The 21385-nt window shown below is 61.8% G+C and carries 16 protein-coding genes, 1 tRNA gene and 2 pseudogenes; 4 read left to right on the forward strand and 15 right to left on the reverse strand.

The genetic code is table 11. The features are described 5' to 3' along the window. Window positions 1–64 precede the first annotated feature (64 nt). The 3 genes from tldD to AGA_RS01555 form a co-directional block, all read right to left on the reverse strand. Window positions 65–1522, reverse strand: a complete 1458-nt coding sequence (gene tldD, locus AGA_RS01545; RefSeq protein ID WP_059022699.1) for a metalloprotease TldD — start codon at window positions 1520–1522, stop codon at window positions 65–67. A gap of 97 nt (window positions 1523–1619) precedes the next feature. Continuing rightward, a complete protein-coding gene (locus tag AGA_RS01550; RefSeq protein ID WP_059022700.1) occupies window positions 1620–2315 on the reverse strand; it encodes a histidine phosphatase family protein in 696 nt (231 codons plus the stop codon). Between the two features lie 15 nt (window positions 2316–2330). Further along, window positions 2331–4406 (reverse strand): GMP reductase, encoded by a 2076-nt coding sequence (locus AGA_RS01555; protein ID WP_231945891.1) that lies wholly within the window; start codon window positions 4404–4406, stop codon window positions 2331–2333. A gap of 485 nt (window positions 4407–4891) precedes the next feature. Between AGA_RS01555 and AGA_RS01560 the strand changes: the two genes are divergently transcribed. Then, on the forward strand, window positions 4892–7522 hold the full coding sequence (locus AGA_RS01560) for a DNA translocase FtsK (protein WP_059024574.1): 2631 nt from the start codon (window positions 4892–4894) through the stop codon (window positions 7520–7522). An 8-nt stretch (window positions 7523–7530) separates the two neighbouring features. After that, window positions 7531–8190: an RluA family pseudouridine synthase gene (locus AGA_RS01565; protein WP_083503505.1), complete on the forward strand. Its 660-nt coding sequence runs from the start codon at window positions 7531–7533 to the stop codon at window positions 8188–8190. Window positions 8191–8218: 28 nt separating this feature from the next. Here AGA_RS01565 and AGA_RS01570 read toward each other — a convergent pair whose 3' ends face one another. The 6 genes and pseudogenes from AGA_RS01570 to AGA_RS01595 all read right to left on the reverse strand — a co-directional run bounded on the left by AGA_RS01570 (window position 8219) and on the right by AGA_RS01595 (window position 13843). Beyond that, a complete protein-coding gene (locus tag AGA_RS01570; protein ID WP_059022702.1) occupies window positions 8219–9325 on the reverse strand; it encodes a glycosyltransferase family 4 protein in 1107 nt (368 codons plus the stop codon). A gap of 12 nt (window positions 9326–9337) precedes the next feature. Next, window positions 9338–9997, reverse strand: coding sequence for a glutathione S-transferase (locus AGA_RS01575; RefSeq protein ID WP_059022703.1), 660 nt, complete (start codon window positions 9995–9997; stop codon window positions 9338–9340). Window positions 9998–10020: 23 nt separating this feature from the next. Further along, the gene (gene mnmA, locus AGA_RS01580; protein WP_059022704.1) at window positions 10021–11103 is read right to left on the reverse strand and encodes a tRNA 2-thiouridine(34) synthase MnmA; all 1083 of its coding nucleotides are present in this window, start codon (window positions 11101–11103) and stop codon (window positions 10021–10023) included. A 29-nt stretch (window positions 11104–11132) separates the two neighbouring features. Beyond that, window positions 11133–11447: a ferredoxin family 2Fe-2S iron-sulfur cluster binding protein gene (locus tag AGA_RS01585; protein WP_059022705.1), complete on the reverse strand. Its 315-nt coding sequence runs from the start codon at window positions 11445–11447 to the stop codon at window positions 11133–11135. A 55-nt stretch (window positions 11448–11502) separates the two neighbouring features. Next, a complete protein-coding gene (locus tag AGA_RS01590; protein WP_059022706.1) occupies window positions 11503–12684 on the reverse strand; it encodes a cysteine desulfurase family protein in 1182 nt (393 codons plus the stop codon). A 9-nt stretch (window positions 12685–12693) separates the two neighbouring features. Then, a pseudogene (locus AGA_RS01595) lies at window positions 12694–13843 on the reverse strand (cysteine desulfurase family protein). 478 nt (window positions 13844–14321) lie between these two features. Here AGA_RS01595 and AGA_RS01600 point away from each other — a divergent pair. Continuing rightward, window positions 14322–14987 (forward strand): alpha/beta hydrolase, encoded by a 666-nt coding sequence (locus tag AGA_RS01600; protein ID WP_059022707.1) that lies wholly within the window; start codon window positions 14322–14324, stop codon window positions 14985–14987. A 107-nt stretch (window positions 14988–15094) separates the two neighbouring features. Here AGA_RS01600 and AGA_RS01605 read toward each other — a convergent pair whose 3' ends face one another. Continuing rightward, complete coding sequence (locus tag AGA_RS01605) at window positions 15095–15868, reverse strand: RNA methyltransferase (RefSeq protein WP_083503506.1); 774 nt, start codon at window positions 15866–15868, stop codon at window positions 15095–15097. Next, window positions 15865–17241 carry a cysteine--tRNA ligase gene (cysS, locus tag AGA_RS01610; protein WP_059022708.1) on the reverse strand — a complete coding sequence of 459 codons (1377 nt, stop codon included), beginning with the start codon at window positions 17239–17241 and terminating at the stop codon, window positions 15865–15867. Before cysS ends, AGA_RS01605 begins: the two co-directional genes overlap by 4 nt. A gap of 141 nt (window positions 17242–17382) precedes the next feature. On the opposite strand from cysS, the gene AGA_RS01615 reads away from it, so the two are divergent. Next, a tRNA-Thr gene (locus AGA_RS01615) sits at window positions 17383–17457 on the forward strand. A 29-nt stretch (window positions 17458–17486) separates the two neighbouring features. Here AGA_RS01615 and AGA_RS01620 read toward each other — a convergent pair. The 4 genes and pseudogenes from AGA_RS01620 to AGA_RS01635 all read right to left on the reverse strand — a co-directional run. Continuing rightward, a complete protein-coding gene (locus AGA_RS01620; protein ID WP_059024577.1) occupies window positions 17487–18830 on the reverse strand; it encodes a bifunctional folylpolyglutamate synthase/dihydrofolate synthase in 1344 nt (447 codons plus the stop codon). Window positions 18831–18841: 11 nt separating this feature from the next. Next, on the reverse strand, window positions 18842–19747 hold the full coding sequence (accD, locus tag AGA_RS01625; RefSeq protein ID WP_059022709.1) for an acetyl-CoA carboxylase, carboxyltransferase subunit beta: 906 nt from the start codon (window positions 19745–19747) through the stop codon (window positions 18842–18844). A 166-nt stretch (window positions 19748–19913) separates the two neighbouring features. After that, entirely contained in the window at window positions 19914–20240 is a 327-nt protein-coding gene (gene trxA / locus AGA_RS01630; protein WP_059022710.1) for a thioredoxin TrxA, read from the reverse strand. A 128-nt stretch (window positions 20241–20368) separates the two neighbouring features. Beyond that, window positions 20369–21385 (reverse strand): annotated as a pseudogene (locus tag AGA_RS01635) (PD-(D/E)XK nuclease family protein); the annotation flags it as partial.

The raw sequence follows: 21385 nt of genomic DNA on the forward strand, positions 1-21385 counted from the left end.
GCTCTAGCATGAGAGAGCACTCAACAGGAACAGCCTACGGCGAGCAACAGTGCTGGCGGTGGCCTTACGCCGTGCCGCCCACGGTCAGCCCGGTCATTTTAAGGGTCGGCTGGCCAACGCCTACAGGCACGCCCTGCCCGGCCTTGCCACAGGTGCCAATGCCCGGATCAAGCTCCAGATTGCTCCCGATCATGGAAACCTGGGTCATGGCCTCCGCCCCGCTACCAATAAGCGTTGCCCCTTTGACCGGGGCCGTAACCCGCCCGTTTTCGATCAGGTAGGCCTCCGATGCCGCAAACACGAACTTGCCCGAGGTAATATCCACCTGCCCGCCACCAAAATGCACGGCATACAACCCACGCTTGACCGAGCGGATCATCTCCTCCGTGGTGGCATTACCCGGCAACATGATGGTGTTGGTCATGCGCGGCAGGGGCATATGTGCGTAGGACTGGCGGCGGCCGTTACCCGTGGGGGCAACCCCCATGAGCCGTGCATTCAGCCGGTCCTGCAAATACCCCTTGAGAATACCATCCTCGATCAGCACCGTGCGTCCTGTGGGAGTCCCTTCATCATCTATAGTCAGGCTGCCACGGCGGTCGGGCATGGAGCCATCATCAATAACAGTCACACCGGGGGACGCCACGCGCGAGCCAATACGCCCTGCAAAAACGGACGTACCCTTGCGGTTAAAATCCCCTTCCAGCCCGTGGCCCACGGCTTCGTGCAGCAGAATGCCGGGCCAGCCGGCACCCAGCACTACTTCCATTTCCCCTGCTGGCGCGGCCTGTGCCTCGAGCGCTACAAGCGCCTGCCGCAGGGCTTCGTCCACCGCGCCTTGCCATGTTTCCGCGTTGAGCAGGCGGTTAATCTCGTAACGTCCGCCAAGGCCGTGGCTCCCGCTCTCGCGCTTGCCGTTCTGCTCCACCACGACTGACACATTCAGCCGCACCAGTGGCCGCAGGTCCGCAACCCGCGCACCATCTGCACGGATGATCTGCACGGCCTGCCACTCGCCCGAGAGCGAGGCCATAACCTGCACCACCCGCGAGTCCTTGCCCCGAGCATAGGCATCTATGCTGGAGAGCAGGCCGGAGCGGGCAGCAAAATCGGTATCCCCCAGCGGGTTGGCATCCGTGTAAAGCCGCTGGTTGGTGGGGCGTGGGGGAGGCGCCATAACCCCCGAGCGGCCCGCACGCACGGCACTGACCGCATCGGACGCACGTAGCAGGGAGGAGCGGCTCATCTCATCCGAATGGGCAAAGCCTGTCTCTTCCCCCAGCACTGCGCGCAGGCCAAAGCCCGTGCTGGTGTTGAAGGAGGCCGAGCGGATAACCCCGTCATCCAGTGCTATGGATTCGCTCTCACGGTATTCAAGGAACAGTTCGCCATCGTCCATGCCATCCAGCGCCGTGCGGGTCAGCTTTTCGGCTTCGTCCCGGCTAAGCTGGGCCTGATTGCGGGCAAAAAACAACTGGTCTGTCGCGGCCAGCGCCCCGGCGTGTGAGGGAGAGAAAGACATGGACCAAAGCCCTCCGTCTGGGAAATATCCATATTGGAAAACCGGCAGCCCCTACGGCCATCCGGTCATTGTGCCTGAATGCCAAAAACAGCCGGGGTCAGATACCCGGCAGCTCATTGACCGTAACCACCCGCCAGCCCGCATCCAGCCGCTCCAGAATGGTCAGGGATAGATTCTGCACCGAAAAATGAAGCGCTGTCTCGGCATGAATTCGGAGTGCATGGGCCAGTGCCGCACGAATAACGCCGCCATGCGCCACCGCCACAATGTTACGCCCGGCATGAGTGCGGGCCAGCCGGTCCAGCAGGCGGCCAACACGGCTGCATACTTCTATCACACTTTCCCCATCCGGGGGGCAATCACTTGCTGCCACAGGCCAGAACGGGTGTGGCGGCAGGGTCAGGTGGGCGGGCAGGTCATCATATTCCAGCCCCTGCCATGCTCCCAGATTCTGCTCGATCAGGTCTGGCTCCACCGTAAGCTGGCGGGGGCCATAACCGGCCTCCTCAATGGCCTGCGCGGTGCGCCGTGTGCGAGAAAGCGGGCTTATGAACCACTGCGCATCCTGCGGCAGGCGGGCCGCCAGCGCCCGATACATTGGCTTTTGGGCAATCAGACTTTCGGGGCAGAGCGGCACGTCCATGCTGCCATACATGCGCATACGGGCATTTTCTTCCACCAGTGCGTGGCGGATCAGCCAGAAGCGGGTAATACCGGTAGGCAGGTCGGGACCATCCAGAAAATGATCCTGGGAAGAGGATGAGGCTTTTTCGGCAATCATGTGTTCGCTCATGCCACTGTTGTGGAATCAGCTTTGCCGGAGCGCAAGAGAAGAAATGCCCTGCCTGCCCTGACCGGGCGCACACGCTGCTACAGCGGGAGGAACCGGCGTACCCCTTGGGGTGGCAGGCTGCACCAGATGGGGCCAGAACCGCAGGATCAACCCCAGTTTGTCCAGCACCCGCGCCACGGAATGGTGCGGAGCCAGCACCGCCCCCTCCGTGCCGGAAACATGCCGGGCAGAGGCCGAAACACGGAGTGCGCCAAGCCCACCCGCCCCGGCCTGTGCGGTTGTCAGGCAGACGGGTTGCCCAACATGGCAGGGCAACGCCGCAAGCGCCTGCTCCGCCTCTGACAGACCTGCGGGCAAACGGTCGGAAAGGTCTTCCAGCAACCAGCGGTGGAGGTGTTTGGTCTGCCCAAAATCCAGCGCCCCGCCATGCGCCAGCACAACAAACGCAAAAATACTGGGCAGACTATCCCACTCGCCCGCCCCCTGTGGCGCAGGCAGGTCAACCGACGGCAGAAGCCTGACAAAAGGGCACGCAACCAGAGCGGCTTTGGTCTGCACCATAAACTGGTGCAGGCGAGCGTATTTCTGCGCATCCGGCACAGCGGCAAAGGCTGCCATTTCCGCCCGCGCACCACTCCAGCGCAGGAACAGACCAGCGTTCATCCCCTCCGGCAGACAGCGAGTCGCGGGCATGTCCGGCCATTCAGCCCGTGTGGCGTAAGCCGCCAGACCCGTTGGCAGGCTCCCCTGCTGCAACCTGTTCAACCAACTATCCGGCAGCAGCAACGCGCCACTAAAGGGCGGGCCAGTAAAAAACTTGGACCCCGTGACCATAACCGCCCAGCCCAAAGCCACATACTGGCGCACCTGCTCCGCCCGCAACCGGGCCTGACAGGCATCCACCAACACATCCACCTGTCCGGGGTAGAGCGCGCACAAAGCCCGGACCCGACTGGCTGGCAACACCAACTGCCCGGTTTTGGAGACATGAAGCACGTACAGCAGCACCCTCCGCCCAGCCTGCACCGCACGGGTTATGTGCTGCTGGCAGGCCGCAAACAGGGCCTCGTCCGCCACACGGCTTCCACCCTCCCCCCGCAACGGCAGGGCGATGTGCTCCGCATCCTGCGGAAATCCCTCTATGGGGAAGCCTTTAGCCACATCCTGACCACGGGCTGTGCGGCAGGCAAAATGGCGGCCGCACGTGGCAAGCGGCACCCCGCTGCCTGTTTCCTCCACACCGGGCAGAATGGTCGTGATATGTGGGCTGACCATCCCCATAAGCGCCGTCGCGGCCAACGCGCAGTCCGTCCCCGATGGGGCCAGCACCACCCGGCCAACCCCATCCATATGATAAAAAGAGGCCAGAAATGCCTTGGTCTCCTGCACGGGGCAGGCGGTACCCTCCTGCCCATCCACAGCATGGCGGACCAACTGCACACTTGCCTGATGGATAGCCCGGGCTGCAGGCAATGTAGGCGTGGATGCGGTAGAGGAGGAAAAAGCCAGCTCCCCATAACGGGGGAAGGGCTGGCAGCCATAGCGGTTGAGGCCAGTTTGCCGGGCGGGGTCCAGCCGTTCGTCCCCCCCTTGCATAACCAGCCATTCTGCTGGCTGCAAACCGGGCCAGACAGCACAGGCCCACACATGCAAGGCATGGTCATCCACAATGGCAGGGCGCAAGGCCGGAGCCACATACAGCGCCACATCGGCTACACAAGCAGCCAGTTGGGTGGGAGATGGCACGGCATCCTCCGCCATAACATCCCCCCATGTACATGGCGGTGCGACGGGCCGGAGCGTCTGGCAGAACCGGCTCAGACGCCACGCACGGGCCGTTACCCTTGCCGCCGCCAGCAATGTGCGCGCCTGCTTCTGGCCATTCTGATCTGCATCCTGCGGTGCGGCGCAGGCAAGGGCGGCAACCTCCAGCGCCAGACGGGCAGAAAACCATGCTCTGGCAGGCTCCACCGGTCCGGGCTGGCATAGGAGCATACCATCCGGCTGCACACAGACGGGGCGTTCAAACGTTGGGTTCTGCACAATGGAGCAAGGCATCAGCATATGGCGCAGGTCTGCGCTGGACTGCATATACTGAAAAACATCTGTCAAATTACTTGCATCCATTTATTCGGCACACTCCGGAGCGGAAGATAAACAAAAAACAGACATCCGCCGTCCTGCCGGGCCTGCAACCACCCTGATCTGTTCCAGACCACCAAAGCTCCGCCGCTGGCAAGGCGGGGCTGTTGCCCTCTATATTGTCGATCCCCCGCTTCTGAACAAGCGGCACACACTATAGGGGCGTATGTCCATAACACTCGTCAGGCTTCAACCCCATGCCAATATGCCCCTCCGTTTATACGCGCATCAAAGGGTGTGAGCGCATAACAACCGCGGCTTCTGCAAAGGATGCGGTTCGCAATACTCAACAGGGCTGCTAAGAAGAAAGCAGTCACCCTTTACAACCACCCGCGAACACGATTCCTGCCCGCGCAGGACCATGCTCGCGGCCTCTGGAGTCAGGACCGGCACCCTTGGCGCGCACAAGCCCTTTAAATACCAGCAACTCCCCCATGCCCCACAAAAGCGCACTGCGTCTGCGTCTGGAAGAAGGGGGCGGAATTGCCCTGTGCATTCTGGCCTGTGCCCTGCTGGCCGCTCTGGTCACTTATAACCCGACCGACCCATCCTTTAATACCGCCACCAACCAGCCCCCAACCAACCTGCTGGGCACCACGGGCGCTTTTATAGCCGATACGCTGCTCCAGGGAATCGGGCTGGGGGCCACGGTGCCAGCCCTTATTCTTGTGGCATGGGGCTGGCGCTTTATGAGCCACCGCTTGCTAGGCCACGAAACGTGGATGACATTTGGTATGCGGGTTGCCGCCATTTTGTGCCTGCTCCCGGTTTCTGGCGCTCTGCTGGCTGCTATTCCCCTGCTGTTTACGGCTCTCCCCTCCATTGAATGGCCAACACAGGCTGGCATTGGCGGTGGCGTTGGCCACTCCATTGCTCAAACCTCCATTGCAGCGGGCATGGCTGCCATAGGCCCTGCGGGGGGTATGGTCATCTGGCTGCTGGGCGGGTTACTGGCCGCGCTGCTGCTGGCCTTGGGCACGGGCCTGCGGCGTGAGGAGTGGCTGGCCATCTGGCGGGCATTTGTGTTTGTCATCCGTCTGCCCGGTAGGCTGGGCACTCGTTTTGTGCGCTATTACGCCAGCCACAAACCACAGACCAGCGCCCCAGCCAGCCCGCAACCTGTGCACGCTGCCACAAGCCAACCCGCCACGGACCCGTTCTATGGCAGCACGCTCCCCACGGGCGCCCTGTTTGATGATGAAGCGGACGAGCACGATCACTCCCCCTATTCCGCCTCACCGGCTGTAACCCCCGCCAGCACCGGCACAGCACTGGTGCTGCACGGCACACAGGACCGGGGCGAACAGCCCCTGCACCCACCGGCCACGACGCGGCAGGAAAACCCGGTACGGGCATCGGCCATAACCCCACCGCCGACCACAGGGGCGGAACCCGTTTTTGTGCTGCCCACAACCACCACAACACCACCGCCACCCACCCCGGAAAAACCGGCCAGAAGCGGTTTGCTCGGTCGCCTGTTTGCTGGCGCCAGCCATGCCGAAAGCCCGGCAGCCGGCACCGAGCGCGCGCCCAGCGCAACACGCAAGGGTGGATGGGAACTCCCTCCCCTTAACCTGCTGCGCCCTGCCCCCAATAACGCCCATACCGGCCCCTCGCCCGAACTGCTGAACGCAACCGCCCGTATGCTGGAGCAAGTGCTGGCCGACTACGGCGTGCAGGGCAAAATTGTAGGTATGAGCGCCGGACCGGTGGTGACGTTGTACGAACTGGAACCCGCGCCGGGCATCCGCTCGGCCCGCATTATCGGGTTGGCGGACGATGTGGCGCGTTCCCTGTCCGTCCTGAGTGTCCGCATTGCCACCGTGCCGGGCCGGAATGTGATGGGGATTGAAGTCCCCAACCAAACGCGGGAGACGGTGTACCTGTCCGAACTGCTCAACCAGCCCACATGGAAGGATGATACCGGGCAGCTCCCCTTGGCCCTTGGCAAGGATATTGCCGGGGACCCCGTATTCAGCGATCTGGCCCGTATGCCGCACCTGCTGGTAGCGGGGACCACCGGCTCGGGTAAATCGGTCGGTGTTAACGCCATGATCCTCTCCCTGCTTTACCGGCATTCGCCCGATGAATGCAGGCTGATCATGATTGACCCCAAGGTACTGGAACTTTCCATTTACGATGGCATTCCCCACCTGCTGACCCCGGTTGTGACCGAGCCGCCCAAAGCCGTAAACGCACTGAAATGGGTAGTGCGGGAGATGGACCGCCGCTACCGCACCATGGCGCACATGCAGGTCCGCAACATTGCGGGCTATAACGCCCGCGCGGCGGAAGCCCGCGCGGATGGGGAAGTTGTTGTCCGCCGCGTGCAGACCGGCTTTGACCCCGAAACAGGCAACCCGGTGTTTGAGGAACAGTCCGTAACCCTCGACCCCATGCCCTACATTGTCGTCATTATTGACGAAATGGCTGACCTGATGATGACCGCAGGCAAGGAAATTGATGCCTGTGTGCAGCGTCTGGCGCAAAAGGCCCGTGCTGCGGGCATCCACGTTATTATGGCCACGCAGCGCCCTTCGGTGGATGTGATTACCGGCACCATCAAGGCCAACTTCCCCACCCGTATCTCGTTCCAGGTGATCAGCAAGTTCGACAGTCGCACCATTCTGGGCGAACAGGGGGCCGAGCAGCTTCTGGGGCAGGGGGACATGCTGTTCATGCAAGGCGGTGGGCGCATTACCCGCGTGCACGGCCCCTTTGTGGCAGACAGCGAAGTGGAACAGGTGGTCAGCTTCCTCAAGGAGCAGGGTGAGCCGATTTATGATGAAGACGTGCTGGCCGAACCTGTGGATGAAAGCGCCTCCTCAAGCGGAAGCAGCCGCTCCGGCGGGAACGAAAATGCCGAAGCAGATCTGTATAGCGAGGCCGTGGACATTGTGACGCGGGAAGGCAAAGCCTCCACCTCCTTCATCCAGCGCCACTTGTCCATTGGTTACAACCGAGCCGCCAAGCTGATTGAACAGATGGAAAAGGAAGGCATCATCAGCCGCGCCGACCATGTGGGCCGCCGCAAGGTGCTGGTTGGCTCCAACCGGGAGGACTAAGGCGCTCCATGCTCCCGCCCCTGCCTTCCCTGCTCTACCAGAGCAACCATGTGGTCATTCTTGATAAACCTGCCGGACTGCCTGTGCATACCGGCCCCGGCGGCGGGCAGAGTGTGGAGGACTGGTTCCCCCTTCTCTCCCGCCGTAAGGATGGCCCATGGCTTGCACACCGGCTGGATGCAGATACATCAGGCTGTCTTGCCATAGCCCTGCGCAAACAACCCCTGCTGGCCATGCAACAGGCCTTTGCCAACAAAACGGCACGCAAGACGTACTGGGCTGTGGTCCAGGGGGGCCCACAGGCCATGAGCGGGCGTATTGACCTGCCTTTGCTTAAAACCAGCACCAAAGCGGGCTGGTCCATGCAGGTCGCGGAGGCCGGTGCGCCTTCCGCCACAAAATGGCGGGTGCTTGGCCGGTCGGAGACCACAAGCTGGCTGGAACTGGAGCTGGAAACCGGGCGGACCCATCAGGCCCGCGTCCATTGCGCCGCCATGGGCTGGCCCATTATTGGGGATGCCCTATACGGCACGCCCACCTCCACCGGCCTACACCTGTTAGCAAGAAGCCTGACCCTACCGCTGGATAACGGCATTACCGCAACCGCCCCACCCCGCACAGACATGCAGCCCGCCCTGCGCGCCTGCGGTTGGGATGAGGCGTTATAGAGCGCGTAAAAACAAAATATTCGGTGGCTTACGCCTGTGCGAGTTGCCCGACATGGGGCCAAACCTGCACCACTCGTGCCTGAAAATGCTGGCGTCTGGGCCGTAGGGTCGCACTGTCGAACAACTGCGCACGTGCACGCGCGGCCTGCCCCATATGGGCGCGCAAATCCGCATCAGACATCAGCCGGGCAAGCGCCTGCACCAGCGTTGGCAGGTCATCTGGATTGGCATACAGGGCTGCCTGCCCCACCACACCGGGCAACCCCCCATGAGGGGACGCCACAACAGCAGCCCCACACCCCATGGCCTCCAGCGCCGCCATGCCAAAAGGTTCGGCCCACCGGCTCGGCACAACCACAATCGCAGCCCGTCCCATAGCCTGTAATACCTGAGCATGAGGCTGGTAGCCTGTAATGCTGATGCCCGCAGCCTGTGCCTGCGCCTGAACACGGGTCAGAAATTCCGTTTGTGGGGACTCCGGGCCAAACCTGTCCGCCCCTATAATCTGGGCCTGCCATGCAGGGTACTGCGGGAGCAGCGTAGCACAGGCCTGCACAAACGCATCCACACCTTTATCCGCCACAACACGGCCAGCAAACAGCACAAGATTATCCCGCACAGGGGCAGACGGAGGGAGCGAAGCAAGGTCCAACCCGTTGGGCAACACCGTAACGCACCCCGTTGCGCCCTGCCCCAAAAACCGCTGCCGCAGCCAGTCGGATACGGTCACAACGGCCACTTTATGCGCCAGCAACGTCCGCTCATGCGGGGTTCTGGTCGTACGCATCCCGCACGGGTCATTATGCAGGACCAACACCAGTGGGACATGGGGGTAACGCTGGTTGATGGCCAGAGCCAGATCCGGCCGATTATGCACCTCCACCACATCCGGGCGCATGGTCCGTATCAGCCGCACCACTCCAGCCCGGTACCGGGCCATACGACCAAAAGGGAACACGACCGAAGGCACCGGTATAAAAGGCACATCGGTGTATGGAGGCGTGTTGGGCCGGGTGCCCACCACGACTTCCCCCTCGCCTGCCATCCTGTGCGCCAGCAGGGCTATGGCCCCGGCCTCCTGTGGAGCAAAACGCTCACGCGGGGGCAGAACGGTCATCACCCTTAAGGCGGGCATCAGACTGCGAGATCAGGCCAGATTTTCGTACATATCCAGCTGCCAGTCCGCAGGTTCGCACGCGGCGGCGGCATACCACTCTTCCATCAAGGGATGATGCCGCACCGCCTGCATGTAAGCATGGGACGCGCTTGAAAGCCCCGGCACATCATACGACAGAAAACGGCAGACAACCGGTGCAAACATGGCATCCGCATTACCCATGCCCGGCCCACACAGGAACGGCCCGCCACGGCCTGTTCCTTCAGTCCAGATTGCGTTAATGCGCGCAATATCCTTGTGCACATCCTCCGCCAACGGTTCCGCCAGCGGCCGGTTACGCCCCAGATTCATGGGCAGGGCAGAGCGCACCGCTCTAAAACCTGAATGCATTTCCGCAGCAACCGAACGCGCCCAAGCCCGTGCGGCCCGGTCTGTCGGCCATAAAAATTCATTATGTTCGGCACAGTATTCAGCAATGGAGAGCGAGTCCCACACCACGGCCCCCCGGTGCTCCAGATACGGCACACACCCGTTGGGTGAGAGGGTCTTGAGCGCCTTGGTCTGCCCTGCGCCCGCCAATGGCACAACCTCCACGGCAACATCCAGCTCCGCCAGACGGACACACAGCCACCCCCGCAGGGACCATGACGAATAACGCTGTGTACCAATAACCAAACGATCTTCCGCCATGCGCCTGTGCTCCCTGTATCTGTTTAAACCGTGGCCTGTTCTTCCGTCCGGCGAATGAACCCACCGCCCAGAATACGACTGTCCTGATAAAACACGCAGGCCTGACCGGGGGCAGGCATGGCTGGCTCATCCAGCAGGACGGTGGCCCCCTGCGGTGTTGGCACCACACGGGCGGAACGCGGTTCCTCCCGCGCACGCATCTGCACCCGGCAGACTAGGCCCTCAGGCGGGGCATCCACCAGCCAGTTAACATCCCGTAGGGACAGGCTGCTTACAAAGACATTGGCGCGCGGGCCAATAATAACCCGCTTGCGCCCCGGCTCCACACCCACCACCATCTGGCGTTCACCCTGTAGGCGGGCGGCATTGCCCAGACGTTTGCTCTGCCCCACGGTAAAGCGCATGACGCCCTCGTGCTCGCCCACCACATGGCCGGACTGATCCACAATCTCACCCGGACCAGCCATTTCGGGGTGCATACGCTCCACCAAATCCACATAAGACCCGTCGCTGACAAAGCAGAGGTCCTGACTGTCGGGCTTGCCTGCCACAACCAGACCAAACCGCTCGGCCTCCTGCCGGACGGCCGCCTTGTCGGGCATATCCCCCAACGGGAAGCGTAGAAATTCCAGCTGGTCACGCGTGGTGGCGAACAGGAACCAGCTCTGGTCACGTGCCTCGTCCACCGGGCGGTGCAGTTCCGCCCCCTGTGGGCCTTCCACCCGGCGCACATAATGGCCGGTGGCCATGGCATCGGCCCCAATTTCCTTCGCCAGTCCCAAAAGGTCGGTAAATTTGACACCCTGATTACAGGCAACGCAGGGGACCGGGGTTTCCCCCGCCGCATAGGCATCGGCAAAGCGTTCGATCACGCTGTCCTGAAACCGGCGTTCCGCATCAATCACATAATGCGGGAATCCCAGACGGTCGGCCACCGCGCGGGCATCGCGGATGTCCTGCCCCGCACAGCACGCGCCCTTTTTGGCCGCCCCTCTGGAATCGTAGAGCTGAAGGGTCGCGCCCACAACCTCGTGCCCTTCCTCCAGCAGGCGGGCAGCCACCACGGAACTGTCCACCCCTCCGGACATGGCAACAAGAATACGCATGGGCGGGCTATCCTTCCCTTATTTTAGTGTCAGGCCTTGCTGGGCAGGCGTACAACCAGTCCATCAAGGGCTTCGGTCATGACAATCTGGCAGCCAAGGCGCGAGGTTTTTTCCAGCCCGAAAGCAAGGTCGAGCATGTCTTCCTCATCATCGGTGGGCGGCGTCAGCTTGTCGGCCCATGTGGGGTCAACCACCACGTGGCAGGTGGCACAGGCCAGCGAGCCTTCGCACGCACCTTCCAGATCCACATCATGCTTATGGGCAATTTCCAGCACAGACAGGCCCACCGGGGCATCAACCGTGCGTTCTGTTCCGTCCTGCTCAACAAACGTCATCTGGGGCATTGGTTTCCATCCTGCCAAAAAATATCATGGCGGCCACGACCTGTACGGCCTGGGCTTATGCTGCGGGTACTGGCCGCCGGGGGGTGGCCCGCACCTGCAAGGCAGCCTGTGCCAGACTGTCCGCCGCGCGTTCTGCTTCGGCGGTGGAGGTAAAACGTCCGGGGGACAGACGCAAGCTTCTTCCTGCCTCATCAAAGCTCAGACCCATGGCTTGCAACACGTAAGACGGGGCCAGTTGGGCCGAGGAACAGGCCGAACCAAGGGAAACCTCCAGCTCCGGCATGGCCGCCAGCACATCTACCGCACGCAGGTCGGGCGGCAGGCGCAAGCTGAAAATACCCGGCAGACGTGTGGCATCCCCCGCATTGACCACACACCCCGGCAACTGCGTGCCCAACCGCGCCAGAAACAGCGCCTGAATCTGAGCCAGATGGGCGTTATCGCGCGCCATTTCCGCCTTTGCAATGCGGCAGGCCTCACCAAACCCGGCCAGCAGAAAACCCGGTAATGTGCCCGACCGTGCCCCCCGCTCCTGCCCACCGCCAGAGAACAGGGGGGTTAGACGCACACGGGGGCGGCGGCGCACAAACAGCGCGCCCGAACCTTTTGGCCCATACAGCTTGTGACCGGAGATAGACGCCAGAGCCACAGGCAGGCTGTGCAGGTCCAGCACAATTTTACCCGCTGCCTGCGCCAGATCGGAATGGAATAGCGCCCCCGCCTGCGCGACCAGTGCACCCAATGTCGCCAGATCCTGAAGAACCCCGGTCTCATTATTAGCCGCGGCAATGGAGACAAGCGCCGTTGGCACCTCCAGTGCTTTGGCAAGCACCTGCGGCTCCAGCTGCCCATTGGTGTTGACGGGCAGAATAACCGGCTCAAACCCCTCGTGCGCCAGATCCTCCACACTTTGCAAAACGCATTTATGCTCGGTTGCAACAGTTATAACCCGGCGGCGGGCGCTCCCCTGCATGGCCAGATGCCGCACAGCCCCTTTGATGGCAAGATTATTAGACTCGGTAGCACCAGAGGTAAAAACAATCTCCCGCACATCCGCCCCAACCAGAGCGGCAACCTCCGCACGGGCCTGCTCCACCATACTGGCCGCCCGTGTTCCGCTGGCATGAGTCGTGCTGTGCGGGTTGCCGTTTTCTTCCGCCAGTGCATGGCACAAAACCGCCTGCACACGCGGGTCACACGGCGTGGTTGCCGCGTGGTCAAAATACAATGCCACCATACCCGCCTCTTACTCCGCCATAACCAGACCAGTTCCTGCGGCCATGCGTGCGTAAGCCTGCACAAACCGGTCCACATCCGCCTCCTGCACATTCCATGGCAGGGATACGCGTATGGCCTGCCCCGCCAGATCCCCCAGCCCCATGGCATCCAACACATGAGAAAATGCAACCTTGCCAGATGAGCAGGCCGAACCAGCCGAGACGCAAATACCATCCAGATCCAGCCGCATAAGCTGGCCCTGAGCGCGGCGGCCGGGAAGCGCGAGCGATGCCGTATTCCCCAACCGTAGGGCCTGTGCACCACACGCCACGGCCCCGGCAGCACATGCAGCCTGCTCCAGCTGGTTCCGTAGGGGCGCGAGGTCGCGCGGGTTGTCCAGAGCATCGCACAATGCTGCGGCAAGGCCTGCTATGGCTGGCAGAGGCTGGGTTCCGCCCCTGCGCCCCTGCTCCTGCCCTCCACCCTCAAAACAGTGGAGCCAGCGACCGGGGGGCGGGGCCACGCAGTAACAAAGCGCCCGCGCCTTTTGGGCCACCCATCTTGTGGCCGGAGCAGGCCAGACTATCCACCCCGCTCTCTTCCACATTCAGCTCCATGCGGCCTGCCGCCTGCACGGCATCCACATGCAGGTGGGCACCATGCTGGCGGCACAGGCGCACCACTTCCGCCACAGGGTGCAGGACCCCCGTCTCATTATTAGCCAGCATAAGGCAGACAAACGCGGGCGAATCGTCCGCCCCCAATGCCGCTTCCAGCAGGTCCAGCCTGACCTGCCCACTGCCGTCCACCTCCAGCCATGTCACATCTGCCCCATCGGGCACACCCTTGCGCACGGCGTCATGCTCCGTGCGCCCGACCAGAAAGCGCCGCCCCTGCCCCAACCCGTGCATGGCCAGCACGTTGGCCTCCGTCCCACCGGACGTGAACACGCAGTTCAGTGGCGCCACACCAAGGCGCTGGGCAACCGTGTTACGCGCCTCCTCCAGCACTGCGCGGGCGCGCCGCCCGGCCTGATGCACGGATGATGGATTCCCCGTAAGCTCAGCCGCATCCAGCATGGCGGCACGGGCGGCCGGGCGCAGGGGTTCTGTCGCGTTGGCGTCCAGATAGACGGGTTGACAAAAACCCTTTGCCATATCGTCTGTTTTCTCGTTCATAGCTTTTATCTACCCGTTGCCATACCAGAACTGCGCTTTTTGCAGGCCGCACAGAACGGCCATTAGCACGATTTATGTGGAAATTCTGGCCCCGCAACCGCTATAGAGTGCCACATGGTCAGCACCACAGGGCACAATGAAGACGGCAGGCTGGAAACGGGTTTTCCCGCGTGCGCGGCATTCACGGACAACACCCCGTCTGATTATGCCTGCGTTTTACGCAAGGTCAACGCCGGAATGTGCCTTTCCCCTTTTCTGATCGTGGGACAGACACCATGTGTCTGAAGGCGTTCCTTTTTCCGTTTTCCCCCAGAAACGGAAAAAGGAAACGTGCTGGCTGAAGTTAAAGCTTGCGGGTCTTTGTTTCCCTTGCCCGCATGTTCCGACCCGGAACGTGGCATCGTTCCCCGCCGGGGCAGTTATCAAACCCGGAAGCGTCATGCCCGCGGACGCCTTTCCAAGATCAAGCGGAACCTACATGCCTGAGGTTATGTTTGCCGGCCCGGATGGACGTCTGGAAGGGCGTTATCACCACTCAAACGAGCCCAACGCCCCGCTTGCCCTCGTGCTGCATCCCCACCCGCTGCACGGCGGCACCATGAACAACCGGATTACATACGCCCTGTACCGCACGTTCGAAAAAATGGGTTTTTCCGTCATGCGTTACAATTCGCGTGGCGTTGGCCGCTCGCAAGGGCGGTTTGACGGTGGCATTGGCGAAATTTCCGATGCAGCCGCAGCCCTTGACTGGATGCAGATGATCAACCCCAACGCCAGCGGTCTGTGGATTGCCGGGTATTCGTTCGGGGCGTTTGTCGGCATGCAGTTGCTGATGCGCCGACCAGAAATTACCGGCTGGATCAGCATTGCCCCCCCTGCCGCGCACTATGACTTCGGCTTTCTGGCACCCTGCCCCTGCGGTGGGCTGATGATTGCTGGCGGCAAGGATGACATGGCTCCAGAGCCCGCCATCCACAAACTGGTGGACAAGCTGAACACCCAGAAAGGTGTTGCAGTGGACTACCGCATCTACCCTGAAGCGGATCATATTTTTGCCAAGCAGGCAGACAAGATTACCGCTGCAGTGGAAGACCACGTTACCCGCGCCATGAGCCAGCAGCACATGGCACTCGCCGCAGACTAACCTACGGCCTTGCAACAGGGCGTGGCTGAACACCTGCTACGCCCTGTGCACAGTAAATACCCCAAAATACTCCATGATTGCCGCCGGGCCAGCCGGCAGCAGTATTTTTAGTCCTCCGTGCGGCGGGGATGTGCCAGTTCGCGCACAACACCATGCAGGGTACGCAGTTCCTGCTCCGTCACTTCCCCACGGGTAAAAAAGTGGCGCAGGTTGCGGATCATACCCGGCCGCTTCTGCTCGTTCCGCAGGAAGCCACATGAGTCCAGTTCGCGCACAAAGTGGCTCATAAAGTTTTCCAGCTCGCCTTTGGTCGCCACATGCGTTTCGTTGGTCATAAGCGTGCGTGGAGGCGTGGCGTCTGCCGCCATCCACCATTCATACGCCATAATCATGACCGCCTGCGCCAGATTGAGCGACATAAAGGCCGGGTTGAGCGGGTAGCGGATTAACGCATCTGCCCGCGCCATGTCCTCATTATCCAGCCCCGCGCGTTCGGGGCCAAACATCAGCCCGACCTTGAGCCCACGCTGGGTTGCCGCACGCAACTCCGCCGCACCACCACGCGCGGTCATAACGGTTTTAACAATATGGCGCGGCCGTGGGCAGGTTGCATAAACATGGTGCAGGTCCGCTACGGCGTCATCCACACTCTCATGCACCGTGGCGGCTTCCAGAATCCGGTCTGCACCGGAGGCCGTGCGCCATGCCCGGTCCTGTGGCCAGCCATCACGCGGACTGACAAGCCGAAGATGGAACAGGCCGCCATTGGCCATGGCGCGGGCCGTGGTGCCAATGTTTTCGGCCATCTGTGGCCGCACCAGAATAACAACAGGTGTGTTGCCCAAAGGCTCCAGCGGTGCCCCGCCGTCCCGCCCGGTCATGCGCGCCTCCAGTTTGTTCCGTCTTTTGTATCTTCCAGCACAATCCCCTGTGCCTGCAACTGGTCGCGCAGGGCATCGGCCTTTGCAAAATCCCGCGCTTTTTTGGCGGCCAGACGCTCCGCAATAAGGCTCTCGATCGCGGCATCTTCCTCGGCAGAAGACTCTCCACGGAACCACTGCGCGGGGTCATCCTGCAACAGGCCCAGCAGCGCCCCACCAGCCTTGAGCGCACCTGCAGCCTCCCGGTCCCCGCCCATGGCTTGATTGGCCAGCACATGCAGTTCGGCAATGGCTTTGGGGGTGTTCAGATCATCCTCCAGGGCGGCCAGTACGGTTTGCGGCACGGGGGCTGCGGGCACTTCCGGCACGCTGGAGAGTGCACGGTAGAACCGGTCCAGCGTTTTACGCGCTTCCTGCAAACCGGCCTGTGTATAGTTAAGGGTGGAGCGGTAATGCGCCCCCAGCAGCAGCAGGCGTAACGCCTCCGCCGGAGCCTGCGCCAGCACATCGCGGATGGTCAGGAAATTGCCCAGTGACTTGGACATTTTCTCACCCTCCACCAGCAGCATGGCGTTATGCACCCAGTAATTAGCAAACTGGCTGTGCGGAAAGCAGCACAGGCTCTGCGCGCGTTCGTTCTCATGGTGCGGGAAAAGCAGGTCCGAGCCACCGCCATGAATATCAAAACTGTCACCCAGATACCGGTGCGACATGGCCGAGCACTCAATATGCCAGCCCGGACGCCCCCGGCCCCATGGACTATCCCACCCCGGCTGGTCGGCATCGGATGGCTTCCACAGCACAAAGTCACCCGGCGCTTTTTTGTACGGAGCTACTTCCACACGTGCCCCGGCTTCCAGCTCATCCGGGTTGCGGCCAGAAAGCGCACCGTAGGAGGGGAAAGACCCGACCGAGAACAGCACATGCCCCTGTGCTGCGTACGCGTGCCCGTTTTCAATCAGGCGGGCAATCATAGCCTGCATTTCGCCAATATTATGGGTTGCACGGGGCTCTATATCAGGGGGCAGTACGCCAAGGGACGCCAGATCCTGATGGAATTCCGCCGTGGTGCGCTGGGTAAGTGCGCCAATATCTTCCCCATTGGCGCGGGCGCGGGCGGTAATTTTGTCATCCACATCGGTAATATTGCGCACGAATGTAACTCGTGGGTACAGCGTGCGCAGCAGCCTGACCAGAACATCGGCCGTAAGCATGGCGCGCAAATTGCCAATATGGGCCAGATCATACACCGTAGGCCCGCAGTAATAGACCTTGATATGGGCAGGATCGAGCGGCTGGAACGGCACGGTCGCGCGGCGTTGGCTATCATGCAGGAGCAGGGCGGGAACGGGGTTTGGGGTAACGTGCGGCATGTCCGCCTAGATGCGCCACCCACGAAAACGATGCAATATCTGTATGGACCAAAAAAACCGCGATTATTCCAAAAAACAGGACTTGACGCTCTTACCCTTTTATCGCTTATAGTCCGGCCTTAGCGCAGAATATGTGCTTGTGCCCTTATAGCTCAGTGGTAGAGCAACCGCCTTGTAAGCGGTAGGTCTTCAGTTCAAATCTGAATGGGGGCACCACTTTTTCTCTTCCTTTATTGTATCAAACCTCAGGCGACCACCCAGCCGTCCTGCCTGAGAGCGACACCCGCCAGATACAAACTGCCACAGATCAGCACCCGTGCGGGCTGCCCATCGGCTTCAGCCGCCAGAGCGCCAAGTGCCTGCGCCAACGTGGGGCCAATATGCGCCTTACCGCCTGACGCCTCCACAATAGCCTGCACAGGTAACGCCAGATGCTGTTCTGGCTCACAAATAGCCCAGACATCATCCGCACAGGGCAGAACCGGCCCCAAAAAGCCCGAGGCATCCTTGGTCTGCTTCATGCCAACCAGCAGATGCAGGGGGCGGTCACTCCAGTTCCGCAGTTCCTGCGCCAGAGCGGCACCGGCACCCGGATTATGCCCACCATCCAGCCACAGTTCCCACCCAGCAGGCAGCAAGGCTGCAAGCTTGCCGTGCAGGCGCTGCATCCGCGCAGGCCATTGCACCTGCGCCACACCCTGCCACGCGGCTTCAGGCACAGTCAGCCCGGAAAGGCGAAGCGCCTCCACGGCCAGACCGGCATTTTCCATCTGCCACGGGCCCGCAAGAGCGGGCATGGGCAGGTTGAGGGCCCCCTGCTCGTCTGTCAGGCACAGACCTGTGGGATTATCCTGCTGCGTGGTGGGCGCAATATCCCACTCCACGCCACGGCGAGCCAGACTGGCCCCTACGTCTTGCGCCTGTGCTTGCAGAACCTGCATCACCTCGGCAGGCTGGCGCCCAGTAACAGCAGGCACGCCGGGCTTGAAGATCCCCGCTTTTTCCGCCGCAATGGCCGCCAGCGAATCGCCCAGAAAAGCCTCATGATCGCGCGAGATCGAGGTAATAATGCAGGCGGCAGGGTGCTGGAGCACATTGGTCGCGTCACACCGTCCACCAAGGCCAACCTCAATAATGGCCAGCTCCGCAGGGTGGCGGGCGAACAGCAAAAATCCCGCAGCTGTCAGCACCTCAAACACGGTAATGGGCGCGCCATCATTCACGCGTTCAATTTCTTCCAGCGTTGCAACCAGTTCCGCCTCGCTCACCAGCTTGCCAGCAATACGGAACCGCTCGGTTACATCCACCAGGTGCGGCGATGTCATAACGTGTACGCGCCAGCCTGCGGCCTCACCCAAGGCGCGCAGGGTGGCGCAGGTGCTCCCCTTGCCGTTGGTGCCCGCCACATGAATAACCGGCGGCAGCTTACGCTCAGGGTGCCCCAAACGGGCCAGAAGTGCTTCCAGCCGCCCAAGTGAGAGGTCGATCAAAGCCGGGTAGAGGTGGTTCAGCCGTTGCAAAACCTCCCCTGTGCGACCGGTAAATTCTGGAGCGGGAGCGGGAGCCGTAGCCCCAGTCTGAGGCTGCACCACGGACCGGCTTATTCCGCTGCGGCGGCAGGCGCTGCCACCGGCTTGGGCGGCGGAGCCTTTACATCGGCCGGAGCGTGCGTAAGCAGGCCAATCAGGCGGGCCAGCGTGGCAGGCAGGTCCTTGCGGGCCACAACCATATCCAGCATCCCGTGTTCCACCAGATATTCGGAGCGCTGGAAGCCCTCTGGCAGTTTTTCACGCACCGTATCCTGAATAACGCGGGGACCGGCAAAGCCGATCAGAGCATTGGGCTCGCCAATCTGCACATCGCCCAGCATGGCGAAGGAGGCCGTCACCCCACCCGTGGTCGGGTTGGTCAGCACCACAATGTAGGGCAGGCCCGCATCCCGCAGCATCTGCACCGCAACCGTTGTGCGGGGCATTTGCATAAGGCTGATGACCCCTTCCTGCATACGTGCGCCACCAGAGGCGGTAAACACCACCAGCGGGGACTTTTGCAGAATGGCCAGACGGGCGGCGGCCACAAACCGCTCACCAAAGGCAGCGCCCATGGTGCCTGCCATAAATTCAAACGCCATAACGCCCACAACAGCATTATGGCCACCAATGGTGCCATGCGCGACGACCAGAGACTCGTCCAGATGGCTCTTGGCGCGCGCATCCTTCAGGCGGTCGGTGTATTTTTTCTGGTCCCTGAAGCCCAGCGGGTCCACGGGGGCCAGCGGCAGTTCAATACGGGTGAACTCACCGTTATCAAAGGTCCATGCCAGACGGTCGTTCACCAGCACGCGCATGTGGTGCCCGCAATGCGGGCAGACATTCTGCGCCTTGCGCAGTTCCTTGGTCAGAACCATCTGGGAGCACGAATCACAGGTGGTCCACAGGTTATCCGGCACATCACGGCGCAACAGGCCGCGGATTTTGGGACGGACGTATTCGGTGATCCAGCTCATTTTGAACCCTGTGACTGCACTAGACTAACTGCGCGGACCCTGCCCGCCTGCGTGGTTGCATTACGCGGGCGACGCCAATCTGCCAAGTGATTATGAAAGACCAGACTCTGGCCGGGCAGGATGGCACGCACGAAACATGCCCCTCCTGCCCCTGTTGCCAAAGCTTTTAAAGCGCGCCTTCAACCCAGGCTTTAAGCTGGCTTTTGGGCAGTGCGCCAACCTTGGTGTCCACCACCTTGCCGTCACGCACCAGCATAAGGGTGGGGATAGAGCGCACACCATACGTGTTGGGTGTTACAGGGTTGTCATCAATATTGACCTTGGCAACTGTCACCTTGCCCTGCATGTCCTTGCCGATTTCTTCCAGCGCCGGGCCGATCATTTTGCACGGACCGCACCATTCTGCCCAAAAATCCACCAGAACAAGGCCGGATGCCTTAAGCACATCGGCATCAAAGCTGGAATCGCTGACAGCAAGCGTATGTTCACTCATGACGTGTTTCCTTCTGCTGGGTGCTGGAGCACCACAAGCTGTCTCTTTATCAGGTCCGGGCATAGGCGTGCGGGTACACCCACTACCAGACCGGGGTTAGCTAACACTTAAGGTCGTGCGCGCCGTGGTCAAGATGCCAGACCACCAGACGGCTGTGGAGCATGGTGGTCCAGCAGGGCATCGGGCAGCAGGTCCGCACGGGGCACCTCCGTCCAGACCAGCACGCACGTTACAGCCTTACCCGGCCACAAACCCTGCAACAAAGCGCGATAAGCCGCCATCTGCCGCAGGTACAGCACTGGTGTCTGCTCCACTTTGTTAGGGGCATGGCGGCCACTTTTATAATCACACACCACAACCCGGTCAGGCATGACACACATCCGGTCCACCTGCCCCACGATAACCTGCCCACCTGCAACGCCAGCCAAACGCTGCTCCGCACGGGCGTTGGGAGCAAACAGGTCCACCAGATCTGGCATACGCAACACCGCAACAATCTGGGCGGCAAGGTGCGCCGCTTCCCGTGCGGACAGGCCCGAAGCCGGGCGTGCAAGCCAGCTCTGGGCCAACCGCTCCTGATCCACCACAGGATGATCGGGCAAAAACTGCAACAGGGAATGGACCAGATTACCCTTGCGGAACGCTGCCTCACGCGCTTTGGCGGGAGTAACCGCCGCCACATCCAGTGGAGAACGGGCCGGAGGCAGCGGGCCAAGCATGGTGTCATCCGGCCTGCTGGGGGCCAACGGGCGGGCCAGCGGCCCCTCCGCCACCGGCGGGCGCGACCGCCACAAAGGCGCCTGCCCCACCCAGCCGGGCAGGCCGGGACCTGCCACACCATTCTGCCCTACATCCACCTGCACAACTGGTTGCGGCACAGACGGTGCGGTGGGAGTAGCCTGCTCCTCCAGCACCAGCATTTTGCCCGGCCAGTTCCCCAAGCTCCAGTCATGCTCGGCTGCGCCTGCGCGCTCAAACCCAAGGCGGCATCGCTCGTACCAGCTTTCTGCCGGTACCGTGCGGCCGGGCTTCCAGCCGCAGACCACCAACCTGTCTGCCGCACGCGTGAGCGCACATAAAGCAGGCGATTATACTCCTCTATCGCCTTCTCCCGCATAGTCTCATACAGGCTCCGGGTCAGCCCG

It is taken from the genome of Acetobacter ghanensis, assembly GCF_001499675.1.
Classification (GTDB): domain Bacteria; phylum Pseudomonadota; class Alphaproteobacteria; order Acetobacterales; family Acetobacteraceae; genus Acetobacter; species Acetobacter ghanensis.

Bases quoted from the DNA above. Each gene is read 5' to 3' on its own strand.
- AGA_RS01585 (WP_059022705.1), bottom strand. From the start codon at position 11,447: ATGCCCCAGATGACGTTTGTTGAGCAGGACGGAACAGAACGCACGGTT.
- accD (WP_059022709.1), bottom strand. From the start codon at position 19,747: ATGAGCTGGATCACCGAATACGTCCGTCCCAAAATCCGCGGCCTGTTG.
- mnmA (WP_059022704.1), bottom strand. From the start codon at position 11,103: ATGCGTATTCTTGTTGCCATGTCCGGAGGGGTGGACAGTTCCGTGGTG.
- AGA_RS01590 (WP_059022706.1), bottom strand. From the start codon at position 12,684: ATGGTGGCATTGTATTTTGACCACGCGGCAACCACGCCGTGTGACCCG.
- AGA_RS01560 (WP_059024574.1), top strand. From the start codon at position 4,892: ATGCCCCACAAAAGCGCACTGCGTCTGCGTCTGGAAGAAGGGGGCGGA.
- AGA_RS01550 (WP_059022700.1), bottom strand. From the start codon at position 2,315: ATGAGCGAACACATGATTGCCGAAAAAGCCTCATCCTCTTCCCAGGAT.
- trxA (WP_059022710.1), bottom strand. From the start codon at position 20,240: ATGAGTGAACATACGCTTGCTGTCAGCGATTCCAGCTTTGATGCCGAT.
- AGA_RS01555 (WP_231945891.1), bottom strand. From the start codon at position 4,406: ATGCAGTCCAGCGCAGACCTGCGCCATATGCTGATGCCTTGCTCCATT.
- AGA_RS01565 (WP_083503505.1), top strand. From the start codon at position 7,531: ATGCTCCCGCCCCTGCCTTCCCTGCTCTACCAGAGCAACCATGTGGTC.
- AGA_RS01570 (WP_059022702.1), bottom strand. From the start codon at position 9,325: ATGCCCGCCTTAAGGGTGATGACCGTTCTGCCCCCGCGTGAGCGTTTT.
- tldD (WP_059022699.1), bottom strand. From the start codon at position 1,522: ATGTCTTTCTCTCCCTCACACGCCGGGGCGCTGGCCGCGACAGACCAG.
- AGA_RS01605 (WP_083503506.1), bottom strand. From the start codon at position 15,868: ATGACCGGGCGGGACGGCGGGGCACCGCTGGAGCCTTTGGGCAACACA.
- AGA_RS01575 (WP_059022703.1), bottom strand. From the start codon at position 9,997: ATGGCGGAAGATCGTTTGGTTATTGGTACACAGCGTTATTCGTCATGG.
- cysS (WP_059022708.1), bottom strand. From the start codon at position 17,241: ATGCCGCACGTTACCCCAAACCCCGTTCCCGCCCTGCTCCTGCATGAT.
- AGA_RS01600 (WP_059022707.1), top strand. From the start codon at position 14,322: ATGCCTGAGGTTATGTTTGCCGGCCCGGATGGACGTCTGGAAGGGCGT.